The organism is Flavisolibacter nicotianae, from assembly GCF_003628535.1.
GTDB lineage: Bacteria > Bacteroidota > Bacteroidia > Chitinophagales > Chitinophagaceae > Flavisolibacter > Flavisolibacter nicotianae.
On sequence record NZ_RBCI01000001.1, the window covers coordinates 107,917 to 123,115 of the forward strand.

Sequence of the window (15,199 nt, forward strand, 5' to 3'; positions counted from 1 at the left end):
CAAGTAGTAATGAGCAAGTGGACTTTTATGCATTCTTTTCTCCTAAAACAAAAACCTCCTGAACATTCAGGAGGTTTATTTATTGCAAAGATTATTTGAATAAAATGGCTACTTGCTACTCGCTACTTACGACTCGCTGTTCTTAAAAATACAGCCAGTACAGCAACAGGTTTGGATACACGCCCAGGATGATCGTAACGGCAGCAACCGCAACCAGCGTGATTTTAAAACCCGCGGAAATGTTGACGACCGTTGCATTGCCTTCTTTAAAATACATGGCCTGGATGAGTCGGAAATAATAGTAAACCGAAACGGCTGCCATCAGTACGGCAAAGACAGCCAACCACACGTTGCCCACGGACACGGTTGCTTTAAGCATATAAAACTTGGAAAGAAACCCGGCGGTCAGCGGGATACCGGCCAGCGACAGCAGGAAGACCACCAGCGTAGCGGCAATCAGGGGCTGCTGTTTGGCAAAGCCGTTGAAACCGTCGAAGGTGTAGTCACGCATCTTTGCCAGCACGGCAAAAATTCCGATGGTGGCCAGTGAATAGGCAGCCGCGTAAAGCAGCAAGCCTTCTCTGGCTTCTGCCGTTAACGTATACACGGCGAGCATCATAAAGCCTGCCTGTGCGATCGACGAATAGGCCAGCATGCGCTTGACGCTTTGCTGAAATACCGCGGTAATATTCCCGATAAATAACGTAGCGGCAACGACAATGGCAGCCACCAGTTTCCATTCGGTACCGATCTCGCGGAAGGCATCGGAGAAAAGGCGCATGAAGGCAATAAAGCCGGCTGCTTTTACAACGGTTGCCATGTAAGAGGTAAACACGGTTGGTGTACCGTCATACACATCCGGCGTCCAGAAATGAAAGGGCGCAGCCGATACTTTAAACGAAAGCGAAAACAGGAGCAGCATCAGTCCTGTGATTAATAAAACAGGAGCCTTGCCGGCTGTTATGCCCATGGTGACCGTGCTGAACGTGCCGGTCGCACCATATACCAGGGCAATTCCCATCAGCATGATGCCGGTGGAAAAAGAGCCCATCAAAAAATATTTCAGCGAAGCTTCGTTGCTTTTCAGGTTGCGCTTGTCGCTTCCGGCAAGAATGTACAGCGGGATAGACATGATCTCGATCCCCAGGAACAGCATCAGCAACGACTGGAAGGCGGCAGAAATGATGACACCACTCAGGATGAAAAAAATCAGCGCAAAATATTCGGCGTAATCCGACCCGACCCGCTCCATGTCTTTCGCGGAAAGAAGCGAATACACCCAGGTGCACACCGATGCGATCAACGAAAAAAGCAGGGCAAAATGATCAAACGACAACATGCCCCTGGTGTCGACGTGAAAAAAGCTGACACCTCTTAACTCCAGGACAGTGGCCACCACCACCAGAAAGAACAGGACCTGCGCCAGTGTTCGGACAGCGCCGCGGCCCAGCGCAAAACTGCTGAACATCATGAGCACACCCGAAAGAGCCGAAAGAATGATTGCGTTCATATTATTGACCCAAGGCTTGCGAAATCGCCTTTGTTGAATTGTTTATAATCGTTTGAGAATAGTCGCTGGTAACGTTCAACAGCGGCTGCGGATACACGCCGAGCACAAAGATGATGACCACCAGGGCCGCCAGAGCCAGCTTTTCATTCAGGCGAATGTCCACGGCATTGGCCGTCCGTTCGTTCACCGGGCCGAAAAACACTTTCTGCACCATCGTCAGCGTATAGACGGCAGCAAGGATAATACTTAACAGGGCCAACACGGTAAACACAAAATTGTACTTGCTGTAAGCAGAGGTAAACAGCCCGGCAAACATCATGAACTCCCCGACAAAGGCATTCGTCAAGGGCAGCGAAATATTAGCGAGGGCCATGATCACGAGCAGGGTGGCCAACGCCGGCGCCTTGGCGGCAATACCGCCCAGTTCAGAAAGCTTGCGGGTACCGAATTGCCGCTCGATCATTTCCACCACGATCCACAGGCCAATGATGTTGATGCCGTGGTTGAACATCTGCATCATTACGCCCTGCAGGGCCAATTGTGTTTCGGAGAAAATGGCCAGCGCCATAATACCGATGTGGGCAATGGACGAATAGGCGATCAGCCGCTTCAGGTCGTTTTGCTGGATCGCCAAAATCGACGCATAGATAATCCCGATAACAGCGAGTGTGGACACCACGTCTCCCCAGGCATAGGCCGCCGTGGAAACAATGGGCAGCACCCAGCGGATCACGCCATACACACCCATTTTCACCATCAGTCCACTCAACACCATTGTTACAGCCGTAGGTGATTGTTCGTAAGTATCGGGCTGCCAGGTGTGGAAAGGAAAGATGGGCATTTTCACGGCAAAGGCTGCAAACAGGAGCCAGAAAACAAGGGTCTGGTTCCAGCTTTTTGATGCAGACAGGGCGTAGAACGACTGAATGGAAAACGAATGATCGGGTGTTTGAAAATAGAGATACAACAAACCGACCAGGCATCAGCACGGAGCCGGTAAAAGTGTAAATGAAAAACTTGAACGTCACCGGAATTCTTCTTTCGCCACCCCAGCCGGAACAAAGAAAATACACAGGGATCAGCGCCAGTTCCCAGAAGAAGTAAAACACCAGGGCATCCATGGAGGTAAAGACCCCCATCAAACCAGCCTGTGTCAACAGCATCAGGGCAAAAAAGTTATTGGGTTTGCTGTACGACGTGCGCCAGGTGGAAACAAAAATCACCGGGTACGAGATCGCCGTTAACAGGCAAAGAATCTTCGCCATGCCATCCAGCTTCAGGGAGAAGGTAGAGTTCAGGCCTCCCAACCACGGCGTGGAAAATTGCAGGGCGTCTTCGGCTTTTATAAAGCGGGTTCCCAGAACTGCGATCACCAGCGTTACCAGGGAAACCACGAGTGCCAGGATGCGAACGCCTTTCTCTTCCTTGATAAAAAAGGAGAGCAAGCCGCCGATCAATGGAACCAAAAAGAGAGATAAAACGATCATATCAAAGTCAAAATTCAAAAGCCGATTGGCAAAAGGATCTTCGCTGCTCCGGCTTTTTACTTTTTAATTTTTACTTTCTTAAGAAGAACTGCAGCACAAACAACAGCACCATGCTGATCACCATTAGCAGCACGTAATTTCCAACCTGGCCGCTTTGCAACCAGCGCATCTGGCGTCCGCCGTAATTCACGGCCTTGCCCACCCCGTTCACCAGCGCATCGATGGTGCCTCTTTCAATGACAGTGTTGACAAAGGCGCCCAGTTTGTTCAGCGGCTTTACAATGATGGCGTCGTAGATCTCATCCACGTACCATTTGTTCTCGAGTGCCCTGGCAAGCGGCGTTTTGCGTTCTTCCCTGTAGCTGCGATAGCGCATCCAGGCAATGATGATCGCGACAACGGCAATCACGGTGGTAAGGATCACCAGGATCCATTCTGTCGAATGCTCAACCTGTATTTCTTTGGAGGCCACAACGGGACTCAGGTAATCAGCCAATTTTTCACCGCCGTGCATGAATAATTCCGGGATGCCGACAAAACCGCCAACGATGGACAGGACAGCCAGGATGATCAGTGGAATGGTCATGGCTGCCGGGCTTTCGTGAATGTGATGCGCCTGCTCCTCTGTTCCCCTGAAGCTTCCGCCAAACGTGATGAAAAGCAAACGGAACATATAAAAAGCCGTCATCGCAGCCGTGAGCAAACCAACGGCATATAAAACTTTGTTGGAGGCAAACGCACTTAACAGAATGGCATCTTTGGAAAAGAAGCCGGCAAACGGTGCAATGCCGGCAATGGCCAAACAGCCGATCAGGAAGGTTGTATAGGTAACCGGCAGTTTTTTACGCAGGCCGCCCATGTAACGAATGTCCTGTTGTCCGCCAACGGCATGAATGACAGAGCCGGAACCCAGGAACAACAGGGCCTTGAAGAAGGCATGCGTCATCACATGGAAAACGGCAGCGACATAAGCGCCGGTCCCCAAGGCCAGGAACATATAGCCTAACTGGCTGACAGTAGAATAAGCCAGCACTTTTTTAATATCATTCTGCCGCAGGGCAATGGTGGCTGCCAGGAAAGCCGTGGCCACACCGATAATCGCAATCACATTCAGGGTCAAAGGGGCTGCCGAGAACAAAAGATTGCTGCGAGCAATCATATAGATACCGGCTGTTACCATCGTGGCGGCGTGGATCAGTGCCGAAACCGGCGTAGGACCAGCCATCGCATCGGGAAGCCAGGTATAAAGAGGGATTTGGGCACTCTTACCCGTGGCACCCAGGAAAAGCAGCAAGGTAATTCCAACAATGTCGCCGGTGCTCAGCCGGTCAATCACTCCCGGAGTCAGCACATAGCTGTAATCGACCGAACCCAGTTTGGCAATCAGCCAGAACACGGCCAGCAGAAAGCCCAGGTCACCAATGCGGTTCATCACAAAGGCTTTTTTTGCCGCCTTGGTGTAGTCCACATTTTTAAACCAGTAACCGATGAGCAGGTACGAACAAAGACCCACACCTTCCCAACCGATGAACATGATAACAAAGTTGGCACCCATCACCAGCAACAGCATCGAAAACACAAACAGGTTGAGATAGGCAAAATAGCGTCCGAAGTGATCCTGCTTTTCCTCGTGCATGTAGGCAGTCGAATACAGGTGAATCAGAAAGCCGACACCGGTAATGATCAAAAGGAACAAGGTCGAAAGCTGGTCGATCTGGAAGGCGAACGGAATGCGCAGCGCCCCTACTTTGATAAAATCGTAATAATGAAGAACCGGGTTACCCAGGATTCTGGCACTGGAAGAAATGACTTTTTCGCCGGTAAACTTTCCCAGGTTCAGAAACGCGTAAACGCTGATGGCAAACGAACCGAGGATGACGCCGCTGCCGATAATGCCGATCAGTGTTTTTGACAAATATTTTCTGCCCAGACCATTGATCAAAAATCCCAGGAATGGAAGGAGCGGAATGAGTAGAATTAAGTTCTTCATGTTTTTATAAAGCTGCAAGCCTTAAGCTACGAGCTGCAAGCAAATACCGGATGGCTTGTAGCTTGCGGCTGATAGCTTGCCGCTTCCTAGTGTTTTAGTCTGTTTAAAAAGTTCACATCAACCGAATGTGTATTGCGGAAAAGCATCACGATAATAGCCAGGCCCACGCTCACTTCGGCGGCGGCCACCACCATGATGAAGAACACGAACAACTGGCCTTCGCTGCCGGCTGTTGCGCTGGTCGCTGCATTGGCCAGGTGGTGCATTTTGGAAAACGCCACCAGCAACAGGTTGACAGAGTTCAGCATCAGCTCAATACACATAAATATGATGATGGCATTGCGACGCGTCAGCACGCCAACAATCCCGATAACAAACAGGGCGATTGAAAGAAAGATGTAGTACTTGATATCCATAAAAAAATATAACCTCTTACCTGTTCAGGAAAGCGGACGGCTCGTTTTGATGAAACTCTGTTTTCACAACTTCAGCATCGGCGATCTCGTCTTCCACCCGCTTTTTTTCGCGTTTACCAATCACCACGGCGCCAACCATGGCACTCAAAAACAAAATGCTGGCAATCTCAAACGGTACGACGTACTCTTTGAAAAGCACATTGCCCAGGTTTTGAATCAACCCGATATTGCCACTTCCCAACTCCGTCATCCTGGTTTCGGTGTTGCGCAGCGCAGCCACCAGTACCAGCAGCAAACAGCCGCCGGCAACAGCACCGGCCAGTTTGAGCCATTTGTTCTTTTGCGGCTCGGTGTCTTTACTTAGGTTCATCAGCATAATCACAAACAGGAACAGCACCATGATGGCGCCTGCATAGACGATGATGTTGACGATGGCAAGAAACTGCGCATTCAGTAAAAGATAATGACCGGAAATGGTGAAGAAGGTCACAATGAGCCAAAGCACACTGTAGACAGGGTTCTTGCTTGTAATGACCATCAGGGCACTAAACAGTGCGATGGCGGCCAGTGCCCAGAACAGAATTTGTGTTATACCCATGCAGTCGGTTCTAAATTATTTAATGCCTGTTCCAATCGTACCCTTCGCTTTTTCATATCCCTCAGGATCGGTTAGCGGATTGGGGATCAGCAGATCGTCTTTTTTGTAAATAAATCCTTTGCGACCATAGTTGGCAGGCGCAAATGTTTTTGTCAGGTAGATGGCGTCTTTGGGACAGGCCTCTTCGCACAACCCGCAGAAGATGCAGCGCAGCATGTTAATCTCGTATTTGGCGGCATATTTTTCTTCGCGGAACAGGTGTTCTTCACCGGGCTGCCGCTCGGCCGCCTCCATGGTGATGGCTTCTGCCGGGCAGGCCACCGCACACAGCCCGCAGGCGGTACAGCGCTCACGGCCTTCTTCGTCGCGGTTCAGGATATGAAGTCCGCGGAAGACATCCGAAAAAGGACGTTTTTCTTCCGGGTAACTGACAGTGGGCTTCTTTTTAAACAGGTGCGAAAACGTGATACCCATGCCCTTGAAGATGGCAGGCAGGTACAGTTTTTCCGCCAGCGTCATCGGCTTGCGCTCCACCTGTTTTTTTCTATTTGTTAATGCTTGCATCGCTGTTCCTCTTCTTCGTTTAACGGCCGCAAAATTAGCCGTTCTACACGATCCTTTGTTTAAAAATTGATTTATTTATTCAGCAACAAAACCACCACGGCCGTGATCAGCATGTTTACCAAAGCCAGTGGCAGCAAGCCTTTCCAGCCCAGGTTCATCAGCTGGTCGTAGCGGAAACGCGGGATGGTCCAGCGGATCCACATGAACAGGAAGATGAATGCAAAAGCCTTCGCCATCAGCGCCGCAAAGCCAAGCAGGCCTACCCACCAATGCGGTCCCCAGGCCGCTTCGTTCACAAACGGGATATCGTAACCGCCAAAGAACAACGTTGACATCACCACGCCGCTGATGAACATGTTGATGTATTCGGCAAACAGGTAAAAGCCCAGTTTCATGGACGAATACTCCTGGTGGTAACCAAAGTTCAATTCGTTCTCCGCTTCCGGAAGGTCGAACGGCGTACGGTTACATTCGGCCAGCGCACACACGAAAAAGATCAAAAAGCCCAACGGCTGGTAAATGATGTTCCATCCGTGCTGAACCTGGTGCGTAACGATGGTGCTCATGCGCAGGTCACCCACCAGCATCAGCACCGCGATCAGCGAAAGACCCATGGCCAGCTCGTACGAGATCATCTGCGAAGCACCGCGGATAGCGGCGATCAGCGAAAACTTGTTGTTCGACGCCCAGCCCCCGATCATGATCCCGTATACACCCAAACTCACCACGCCAAAAATGTAAAGAACCCCAATGTTGATGTCGGCAATCTGCAGCGGCACCTGGCGGCCGGCTACGTCGATGGTCCATCCCCAGGGAATGACGGCACTGGTCATGGTTGCCGTAATCATGGCCAGCAAAGGTCCCATGATGAATAGCGTTTTGGAAGAGGTCAACGGAATGATCTCTTCCTTCATGAACAACTTCACACCATCGGCCAGCGGTTGCAGCAAGCCGAAAGGACCTGCACGGTTGGGGCCTCTCCGGTCCTGCAAAAACGCCGCGATCTTTCGTTCCGCATAGGTGCTGTACATGGCCACGATCAGTGCCGTGGTCACGATCACCGCGATCAGGATAAATTTTTCAATAATGATGAACCAATCAATTTGTAGTAACATAGCTATCAGCTGTTAGCCGCAAGCTGCAAGCAGGTCGCTTTTCACTTGAAGCATTTTTTTGTTTGTCAACACTCGTTCTCTTATCAACTTCCGTTGCGTCGCACTCTTGTACGTTCAGTAATTCTATTCAACACGCTTTCGCTCTTCCTCTATTTTTCATCGGACACGCCAGGAGCGTGTCTTTACATATGCGTTCTCTCCTTCCTTCTTCTGTTCCTTGTTCGTCTGTTCTGCTGTTCTTTACGGGGTATTCGGATTTGTCGAATCCGTTCCCGCCACGTTTCTCCCCTTGCCTTCCTTCACATCCGTCACGTTCGTTCCCACGGCTTTTGGATTGCCGTTGAAAGTAGCGTTGGTTGCCGGTCCGTTAATCACGTTCAGGTCGACCATGTTCACATCACTCACCGCGTGAATATCGAGCAGTATCCTCGCCGCATGCCCGTGCATCACTTCCGTTAAGAATTCTTGCGGTTTTTCTATTTTCTCGTAGTGACCGGCATTGATCACCGAGTGCCTGTCCAACCGTGTCGGGCCTTCGATCACCCAGTCACTCACCTGCTTTTTCTCAAAGCGGCATTCGTTACAGATCCATTCTTCCACTTCGCCAAACTGGTCTTTTCGGGCCGTCACACGCAGCACGTCGTCGCCACGCATCCACAGCCGTACTTTACCCTTACAGTGCGGGCAGTCGCGGTGGGCATCCACCGGCTTGGTAAACCACACGCGGTTTTTGAAGCGGAAGGTCCGGTCGGTCAGCGCACCCACGGGGCAAACGTCGATCACGTTGCCGATCATAGGGCTTTCCAACGATTTTTGAATGTAGGTTGCGATCTGCGCATGATCGCCTCGATCCAGCACGCCATGCTCCCGGTTACCCGCTACCTGGTTAGCCGTGTGTACACAGCGGTAGCAAAGAATGCAACGGGTCATGTGCAACTGGATGTACGGACCGATATCGATGCGCTCGAAGGTCCGGCGCTTGAACTCGTAGCGGGTGGCCTCCGCACCGTGCTCGTAGCTCAGGTCCTGCAGGTCGCACTCACCAGCCTGGTCACACACCGGGCAATCGAGCGGATGGTTCAAAAGGAGGAATTCCACCACGCCTTTCCGTGCTTCCAGTACGGCCGGATTGGTAATGTTCTCGACAATCATGCCGTCCATCACCGCCGTGCGGCAACTGGCCACCAGCTTGGGCATCGGACGGGGATCGGCGGTAGAACCGGCCGCCACTCTTACCAGACAGGTACGGCAATAACCACCGGTGTTTTGCAGCTTGCTGTAATAACACATTGTTGGCGGCACAATGTCGCCACCGATCTTGCGGGCCGCCATCAGGATGGTGGTACCGGGCTCCACTTCCACAGTGATGTTATCGATAGTAACCTTCAATAATTTTTTTTCTTCAGCCATAATGAGAATAAGCTTTTAGCTATTAGCTCCAAGCTGCAAGCTTTACCACGTCTCTCCTGGCTTGTCGCCAGAAGCTTGTGGCTTGCAGCGTTTTTCAATCACGGTGTTGCCGCTACTTCGATCGGGTCGGCATAATGCGCCAGTCCAAAGTTTCTTTGTAATGCTTCATCGGGGTTGGTCACGTGCCATTCAAACTCATCGCGGAAGTGACGAATGGCCGCTGCCACCGGCCAGGCTGCCGCATCGCCCAACGGGCAAATGGTGTTGCCCTCAATCTTGCTCTGGATATCCCAAAGCAGATCGATATCGCTCATCTTGCCCCTTCCGTTCTCGATGTTGGTCAGGATCTTTTCCATCCAACCCGTACCCTCGCGGCAGGGCGAACACTGCCCGCAGCTTTCGTGGCGGTAGAAACGGGCCAGCGACATGGTATGACGCACCACGCACTGGTCTTCGTCCATCACGATAAAACCACCCGAACCCATCATCGAACCGGTTGGGAAACCGCCATCAGCCAGGCTTTCGTAGGTCATCATCCGCGGCTCACCTTTGGCTGTTTTCAGCAGGAGATTGGCCGGCAGGATGGGAACAGACGAACCGCCCGGGATACAGGCTTTCAGTCTCTTTCCGTTGGGAATACCACCGCAATATTCATCGCTGTAGATGAATTCTTCCACGGAGATGGTCATATCAATCTCGTAAATACCGGGCTTGTTGATGTTGCCGCAGGCAGAAATCAGCTTGGTACCGGTAGACCGGCCCACGCCAATTTTTGCATACTCCTCGCCACCGATGTTCATGATAGGAACAATAGCAGCCAGGGTCTCCACATTATTCACTACAGTTGGGCAGCCGTACAAACCTTTGACGGCCGGGAACGGCGGCTTGATACGGGGATTGCCACGCTTGCCCTCAAGCGACTCGAGCAACGCCGTTTCTTCACCGCAGATATAGGCACCGGCGCCACGCTGCACATAGATCTCACAGTCAAAGCCGGTGTTCAGGATATTTTTCCCAAGGAACCCTGCTGCCTTTGCTTCGGCAATAGCCTGCTCCAGGATGTCCACGATCCAGGCGTACTCGCCACGGATGTAGATGTAGGTGCGGTTGGAACCAAGCGCAAACGAAGAAACGATCAGGCCTTCGATCAGCAGGTGCGGGATGAATTCCATCAGGTAACGGTCTTTGAAGGTTCCCGGTTCGGATTCATCGGCATTGCACACGAGGTAACGAGGAACGCCTTCCGGCTTGGCCAGGAAGCTCCACTTCATACCTGTCGGGAACCCGGCACCACCGCGGCCACGCAGGCCGCTTTTCTTCACCTCTTCCACGATATCGGCAGGGGCCATTTTAAAAGCCTTTTCCACGGCGGCATAACCACCGTTTTGCCGATACACATCATACAACCTGATGTTCTCGATATGTGCGTTTTCTAATAATAATTTTCTACCCATTTATTCAAGTCAAAATTCAAACGTCAAAAAGGCATTTCCCCGTTTTGACGTTTTACTTTTTTAATTTTTACTTCTTCGGCTTGTCGTAGTTGAACATCCACTTGACACCGTACTGGTCTTGCAGCATGCCAAACGTGGCGCCCCAGAACGTATCCTGCAAAGGCATGGTCACTTTTCCGCCGTCGCTCAGGGCAGCAAAAGCCGATTGAATACTCCCGGAGTCTTTAAAGTCCAGGCTCAGGCTGACAATACCCGAATCGCTGGCGTCGACCGGACCGTCGGAAGCCATGAACAAAACATTGCCGTCCTTGACAAAATGCGTATGCATGACGTTGTCCGGATCCATTCCCATCGGGTTTTCCGGTGCATCCGCATAACGGGAAATAGGGCCTGTTTCGCCACCCAGGGCTTTGCCGTAAAATTTCAACGCTTCTTCGCAGTTGCCTTTAAAAATGATGTAAGGAATGATTTGCATATGCTGGTTTTATTTGTCTGATAGAGAAACTGCCTGTCTGCCCATCAACCGCCACTTGCCTTTCTCCTTCACCCACACAAGCATCATTGAAAAATTCAACGGCGTGGTGCTGCCGTCTGCTTTGTTTTCTTTTGCCCTGAACAGGTGCCGGACGATAGCTGCATCATCCTCCACCAGGACCTGCACATTGCTGACGGCCGTGTCGCTGTAGGTTGATCTGTTTTTACTGATCCCATTGATTGCCTGCTCCCTTGTTTGCAGGTTCCCGTGCGAATGGCCGTAGGTTGCTTTCCTGGCAAACAAATCGTCCAACACCGCACTGTCTTTCGTGCCAAACACGGTGTGGCTTAAAAGATAGGTCCGATCAATCAGCGTCTTTTCGTCTTTTGACTGGGCCAGGCAACTCGCTGCCGCAACCAGGAAACACATTGCAAAACAAAGGGTCTTCATTAGTTATTTGTTGCTGCAGTACGCCTGCATTCGTCAATGATCTGGTCGACCTTTTCTTTCGTCAGGTGCTCTTTGTAGTGTTTGCCCATCTGCATCATTGGCGCATAGCCGCAGGCACCCAGGCATTCCACCGTTTTCAGCGTGAACAGGCCGTCGGCCGTTGTCTCGCCTACCTTGATGTTCAGCTTTTCCCTGATGTAATCGATGATGCCATCGCTGCCGTTCAGCATACAAGGACCTGTCTGGCACACTTCAAAAAGATAGCGGCCAACAGGCTTCAGGTTATACATGCTGTAAAACGTTGCAACCTCATACACTTCGATGGGTGTGAGTTGCAGGAGGCCTGCCACGTAATCCATGGCTTCCGCACTCAGCCAGCCGCCGTTCTCTTCCTGCGCAATGTGCAAAACAGGGATCAGCGCACTTTTCTGTTTCCCTTCCGGGTACCGTGCAACAATCTCCTGAACCTTTTTTAGTTTTTCTTCTGAAAAATTCATTTCTCTAATTCGAAAATTTGAAAATTAGCAAATGTGAAAATGAGCTTTGTCCAAAGCATTTTCACATTTTCATATTTGCACATTATCCATCCATCTCCCCTGCAATCAGGTTGAGCGAAGACATCACGATGATGGCATCACTCAGCATGCTTCCTTTTACCAGTTCTTCGTAGGCCTGGTAATAAATAAAGCACGGACGGCGGATGTGGAGCCGGTACGGGCTGCGGCCACCATCGCTGATCAGGTAATAACCCAATTCGCCGTTGGCCCCCTCCACCGCGTGATATACTTCACCGGGTGGCATTTCCACTTCTCCCATAATGATTTTAAAGTGATAAATGAGCGCCTCCATTTTGGTGTACACGTCTTTCTTTTCGGGCAGGTAATACTCCGGAACATCCGCATGGTAAATGTCAGCCTCCGCACCTTTGAATTCCTGCACCTTGCGATAGGCCTGCTCGATAATTTTCAGCGACTCCCACATTTCTTCCTGGCGAACGATGAAGCGATCATAACAATCGCCTGTAGAGCCCACCGGAATGACGAAGTCAAAATCCTCGTAACTGCTGTACGGCGTGTGAACCCGTACGTCATAATCCACACCGGCGGCCCGAAGATTGGGACCGGTAAATCCATAGTTCAGGGCCCTTTCGGCACTGATGGGACCTGCACCGATGGTACGCTCCATGAAGATGCGGTTGCGCAAAAACAGGTTTTCGAATTCCTTCAATGCTTTTGGATATTCGGCCAAAAACTTCTCCAGCTTTTCGAAAGCGATGCTATTGAAATTCCGTTCAAAGCCGCCAATGCGCCCAATGTTTGTTGTCAAACGGGCACCGCAAACCTGTTCCCAGATTTCATAAATGAGCTCACGGTATTGCATCAGGTACAAAAAGCCCGTGTACGCCCCGGCATCCACCCCAACGATCGAATTGCAGATCAGGTGATCGGCAATGCGTGCCAGCTCCATGATGATGACGCGGAGATAATCGACCCGCTTGGGCGTCTGAATGCCCAGCAATTTTTCGCAGGTCAGGTGCCAGCCAATGTTGTTGATCGGCGACGAGCAATAGTTCAACCGGTCGGTGAGGGGCGTGATCTGGTACAGTGGCCGGCGCTCGGCAATTTTTTCGATGGCCCTGTGCACATACCCGATCGTTTGCTCGGCGGAAACAATGCGTTCGCCATCCAGCTCCAGGATATTCTGGAACACGCCATGCGTTGCGGGATGGGTGGGACCAAGGTTAATCCTCGTGGTGGTTGTTTCGATACTTCCTTCCGGAAGCGTGATATGTTTTTCTGTCGTAGACATTTCTATGTCGAAATTCAAAAGTCAAAATGAAAAACGAACTTCTCTGCTTTTGACTTTTTAGTTTTTAATTTTTACTTCTTACGGATTTTTGGCTTCAGCCGGGATGGTCATCGGTGAGCCATCAGGGTGACGGTTACCAAAGTCAAAGCTTCCGCCCCGTCCGAACATCTCATCATCTTTATCAAGGCGGGTCTGGTCTTCCAGTGGGTATTCTTTCCGCAGCGGGAAATAATCCATCTCGTCCACGTTTTGAATCCGCTTCAAATTCGGGTGCCCAACAAAGTTGACACCATAGAAATCATAGGCTTCTCTTTCCAGCCAGTTGGCGGCTTCAAAAATCTTTGTGACACTGGCAACATCCGGCTTTTCAATGGGTGTAAACACCTTGAAGCGGATACGGCAGTTTTCCACCAGGTTGTGCAGGTGATAAACAACGGCGATCTCACGACCCTTGTAGGCAGGATAATGAACCGCTGTCAGGTCCGTCAAAAACTGGAAACCCAATTGCGGGTCATCGTATAAAGTCTGCATCACCTTCAGGTTCAGCTCGGGCTTTGTTTCGAATGTAAGCATGCCATGCGGCTCTTCGAAACTGTACACATCCTCACCAAACATTGCCTGCAGCCGTTGTTTTATGAAATCGTTGCTTAAAGCCATCTTTCAATTTGAAAATTTGAAAATTTGAAAATTCGGAAATGCCCTGGTTGCACATTTGCCTATTTTCAAATTTGCACATTACTGTATTCCGTAACTCTCTAACAATTTTTGGTAGTGCTCGCTGCTTCGTCTCCGCAGGCTTTCCTTCCCTACCAGGTCCTGTACTTTCATAAAGCCATCGAGGATGGCTTCCGGCCTGGGCGGACAGCCCGGCACATACACATCAACAGGGATCACCTGGTCCACACCCTGCAACACGCTATAGGTGTCGAAAATCCCGCCGCTGGAGGCACAGGCGCCAATCGCCATCACCCACCGGGGCTCCGCCATTTGCAAATACACCTGCTTTACCACCGGAGCCATTTTTTTGGAAATCAGCCCGATCACCATCAGCAGGTCGCATTGCCGTGGGGAGAATCCCACCCTTTCGGCACCAAACCTTGCCAGGTCGTAGTGTGAAGCCATGGTAGCCATGAATTCGATCCCGCAGCACTTGGTGGCAAAGGGAAGCGGCCAAAGAGAATTTTTTCTTGCCAGCCCAACCACGTCACTCAGCTTGGTGGCAAAAAAGCCTTCACCCTGGTAGCCATCCGGCATATCCACGATGCTGATGTCTTTTTCTAAAGGCTTTTCTTTGATATTAAACGAAACTGGACGAGCCATAACGATTTAAGATTTAAAATTTACTATTTAATATTTCCATCCCACAACGGCCGCTTTCACCTATTAAATATTCAATCTGCAATATGCGATTCTCTTAGTCTTCCCAATTCAATGCCCCTTTCTTGATAATGTAGATAAATCCACAAAGAAAGAACGCAACAAACATCAACACGGCCCAAAATCCACTCCAACCCAGGCCTTTGAAGTTGACGGCATAAGGATAAAAGAAAATGATTTCCACGTCGAACAGGACAAACAGGATGGCTACCAGGAAATACTTGATGGCAACCGGCTGCCGGGCTTCACCGTGGTTTTCAATACCGGATGCAAAGGTTTGCAGCTTGTCAGTTGTTTTGCGCTTGGGACCTAACAGGTGAGTCACCACCAGCAGGGTGCCGATCATGCCAAAGGCAAAAATGAACTGGAAAGCGATTGGAAGCCAACTGCCGGCACTGTTTACATCCGATACGGTTTTACTGAGGTCTGATTGGAGTAGGTAAAACATAGTTTTCCAAAATGGCAGGCAAAAATAAGCCGAGATATGCAATAACCGGCAACAATTTCAAGAGGTTGCTTTAAAAGAAAAGCCCCCGTTTCCGGG

General features: G+C 50.6%; 17 protein-coding genes and 1 pseudogene. 1 reads left to right on the forward strand and 17 read right to left on the reverse strand.

Annotation, left to right across the window (positions count from 1 at the left end):
* Positions 1 to 142: 142 nt before the first annotated feature.
* From D6024_RS00400 to D6024_RS27125, 3 genes and pseudogenes are all read right to left on the reverse strand, one after another.
* Positions 143 to 1,510 carry an NADH-quinone oxidoreductase subunit N gene (locus tag D6024_RS00400; protein ID WP_121352143.1) on the reverse strand — a complete coding sequence of 456 codons (1,368 nt, stop codon included), beginning with the start codon at positions 1,508 to 1,510 and terminating at the stop codon, positions 143 to 145.
* A gap of 1 nt (position 1,511) precedes the next feature.
* Positions 1,512 to 2,480: a complex I subunit 4 family protein gene (locus D6024_RS00405; RefSeq protein WP_240409890.1), complete on the reverse strand. Its 969-nt coding sequence runs from the start codon at positions 2,478 to 2,480 to the stop codon at positions 1,512 to 1,514.
* 25 nt (positions 2,481 to 2,505) lie between these two features.
* Positions 2,506 to 2,673 (reverse strand): annotated as a pseudogene (locus D6024_RS27125) (proton-conducting transporter transmembrane domain-containing protein); the annotation flags it as partial.
* On the opposite strand from D6024_RS27125, the gene D6024_RS27695 reads away from it, so the two are divergent.
* Positions 2,630 to 3,064: a hypothetical protein gene (locus tag D6024_RS27695; protein ID WP_240409949.1), complete on the forward strand. Its 435-nt coding sequence runs from the start codon at positions 2,630 to 2,632 to the stop codon at positions 3,062 to 3,064. The pseudogene D6024_RS27125 and the gene D6024_RS27695 overlap by 44 nt on opposite strands.
* A 3-nt stretch (positions 3,065 to 3,067) precedes the next feature.
* Here D6024_RS27695 and nuoL read toward each other — a convergent pair whose 3' ends face one another.
* The 14 genes from nuoL to D6024_RS00475 all read right to left on the reverse strand — a co-directional run bounded on the left by nuoL (position 3,068) and on the right by D6024_RS00475 (position 15,103).
* On the reverse strand, positions 3,068 to 4,987 hold the full coding sequence (gene nuoL / locus D6024_RS00410) for an NADH-quinone oxidoreductase subunit L (protein WP_121352145.1): 1,920 nt from the start codon (positions 4,985 to 4,987) through the stop codon (positions 3,068 to 3,070).
* 86 nt (positions 4,988 to 5,073) lie between these two features.
* Positions 5,074 to 5,403 carry an NADH-quinone oxidoreductase subunit NuoK gene (nuoK, locus tag D6024_RS00415; RefSeq protein ID WP_121352147.1) on the reverse strand — a complete coding sequence of 110 codons (330 nt, stop codon included), beginning with the start codon at positions 5,401 to 5,403 and terminating at the stop codon, positions 5,074 to 5,076.
* A 16-nt stretch (positions 5,404 to 5,419) separates the two neighbouring features.
* On the reverse strand, positions 5,420 to 6,001 hold the full coding sequence (locus D6024_RS00420) for an NADH-quinone oxidoreductase subunit J family protein (RefSeq protein WP_121352148.1): 582 nt from the start codon (positions 5,999 to 6,001) through the stop codon (positions 5,420 to 5,422).
* A gap of 15 nt (positions 6,002 to 6,016) precedes the next feature.
* On the reverse strand, positions 6,017 to 6,565 hold the full coding sequence (nuoI, locus tag D6024_RS00425) for an NADH-quinone oxidoreductase subunit NuoI (RefSeq protein WP_121352150.1): 549 nt from the start codon (positions 6,563 to 6,565) through the stop codon (positions 6,017 to 6,019).
* 71 nt (positions 6,566 to 6,636) lie between these two features.
* Positions 6,637 to 7,680: an NADH-quinone oxidoreductase subunit NuoH gene (gene nuoH / locus D6024_RS00430; RefSeq protein ID WP_205573202.1), complete on the reverse strand. Its 1,044-nt coding sequence runs from the start codon at positions 7,678 to 7,680 to the stop codon at positions 6,637 to 6,639.
* A gap of 240 nt (positions 7,681 to 7,920) precedes the next feature.
* Positions 7,921 to 9,090 (reverse strand): 2Fe-2S iron-sulfur cluster-binding protein, encoded by a 1,170-nt coding sequence (locus D6024_RS00435; RefSeq protein ID WP_121352152.1) that lies wholly within the window; start codon positions 9,088 to 9,090, stop codon positions 7,921 to 7,923.
* Positions 9,091 to 9,188: 98 nt separating this feature from the next.
* A complete protein-coding gene (nuoF, locus tag D6024_RS00440) occupies positions 9,189 to 10,544 on the reverse strand; it encodes an NADH-quinone oxidoreductase subunit NuoF (RefSeq protein WP_121352154.1) in 1,356 nt (451 codons plus the stop codon).
* A gap of 67 nt (positions 10,545 to 10,611) precedes the next feature.
* Complete coding sequence (locus D6024_RS00445; protein ID WP_121352156.1) at positions 10,612 to 11,019, reverse strand: VOC family protein; 408 nt, start codon at positions 11,017 to 11,019, stop codon at positions 10,612 to 10,614.
* A 9-nt stretch (positions 11,020 to 11,028) separates the two neighbouring features.
* Complete coding sequence (locus D6024_RS00450) at positions 11,029 to 11,469, reverse strand: nuclear transport factor 2 family protein (protein ID WP_121352158.1); 441 nt, start codon at positions 11,467 to 11,469, stop codon at positions 11,029 to 11,031.
* Complete coding sequence (nuoE, locus tag D6024_RS00455) at positions 11,469 to 11,975, reverse strand: NADH-quinone oxidoreductase subunit NuoE (RefSeq protein WP_262670687.1); 507 nt, start codon at positions 11,973 to 11,975, stop codon at positions 11,469 to 11,471. Before nuoE ends, D6024_RS00450 begins: the two co-directional genes overlap by 1 nt.
* 73 nt (positions 11,976 to 12,048) lie before the next feature.
* Entirely contained in the window at positions 12,049 to 13,278 is a 1,230-nt protein-coding gene (locus D6024_RS00460; RefSeq protein WP_121353424.1) for an NADH-quinone oxidoreductase subunit D, read from the reverse strand.
* Between the two features lie 78 nt (positions 13,279 to 13,356).
* Positions 13,357 to 13,935, reverse strand: coding sequence for an NADH-quinone oxidoreductase subunit C (locus D6024_RS00465; RefSeq protein WP_121352162.1), 579 nt, complete (start codon positions 13,933 to 13,935; stop codon positions 13,357 to 13,359).
* 78 nt (positions 13,936 to 14,013) lie between these two features.
* Positions 14,014 to 14,598, reverse strand: a complete 585-nt coding sequence (locus tag D6024_RS00470) for an NADH-quinone oxidoreductase subunit B (RefSeq protein ID WP_121352164.1) — start codon at positions 14,596 to 14,598, stop codon at positions 14,014 to 14,016.
* 94 nt (positions 14,599 to 14,692) lie between these two features.
* The gene (locus tag D6024_RS00475) at positions 14,693 to 15,103 is read right to left on the reverse strand and encodes an NADH-quinone oxidoreductase subunit A (protein ID WP_121352166.1); all 411 of its coding nucleotides are present in this window, start codon (positions 15,101 to 15,103) and stop codon (positions 14,693 to 14,695) included.
* Positions 15,104 to 15,199: the final 96 nt, after the last annotated feature.

Coding starts and splice junctions, on each gene's coding strand:
- D6024_RS00460 (WP_121353424.1), bottom strand. CDS start 13,278: ATGTCTACGACAGAAAAACATATCACGCTTCCGGAAGGAAGTATCGAA.
- nuoK (WP_121352147.1), bottom strand. CDS start 5,403: ATGGATATCAAGTACTACATCTTTCTTTCAATCGCCCTGTTTGTTATC.
- D6024_RS00445 (WP_121352156.1), bottom strand. CDS start 11,019: ATGCAAATCATTCCTTACATCATTTTTAAAGGCAACTGCGAAGAAGCG.
- D6024_RS00475 (WP_121352166.1), bottom strand. CDS start 15,103: ATGTTTTACCTACTCCAATCAGACCTCAGTAAAACCGTATCGGATGTA.
- D6024_RS00435 (WP_121352152.1), bottom strand. CDS start 9,090: ATGGCTGAAGAAAAAAAATTATTGAAGGTTACTATCGATAACATCACT.
- D6024_RS27695 (WP_240409949.1), top strand. CDS start 2,630: ATGGAGGTAAAGACCCCCATCAAACCAGCCTGTGTCAACAGCATCAGG.
- D6024_RS00450 (WP_121352158.1), bottom strand. CDS start 11,469: ATGAAGACCCTTTGTTTTGCAATGTGTTTCCTGGTTGCGGCAGCGAGT.
- nuoL (WP_121352145.1), bottom strand. CDS start 4,987: ATGAAGAACTTAATTCTACTCATTCCGCTCCTTCCATTCCTGGGATTT.
- nuoF (WP_121352154.1), bottom strand. CDS start 10,544: ATGGGTAGAAAATTATTATTAGAAAACGCACATATCGAGAACATCAGG.
- D6024_RS00420 (WP_121352148.1), bottom strand. CDS start 6,001: ATGGGTATAACACAAATTCTGTTCTGGGCACTGGCCGCCATCGCACTG.
- nuoI (WP_121352150.1), bottom strand. CDS start 6,565: ATGCAAGCATTAACAAATAGAAAAAAACAGGTGGAGCGCAAGCCGATG.
- nuoH (WP_205573202.1), bottom strand. CDS start 7,680: ATGTTACTACAAATTGATTGGTTCATCATTATTGAAAAATTTATCCTG.
- D6024_RS00465 (WP_121352162.1), bottom strand. CDS start 13,935: ATGGCTTTAAGCAACGATTTCATAAAACAACGGCTGCAGGCAATGTTT.
- D6024_RS00470 (WP_121352164.1), bottom strand. CDS start 14,598: ATGGCTCGTCCAGTTTCGTTTAATATCAAAGAAAAGCCTTTAGAAAAA.
- D6024_RS00400 (WP_121352143.1), bottom strand. CDS start 1,510: ATGAACGCAATCATTCTTTCGGCTCTTTCGGGTGTGCTCATGATGTTC.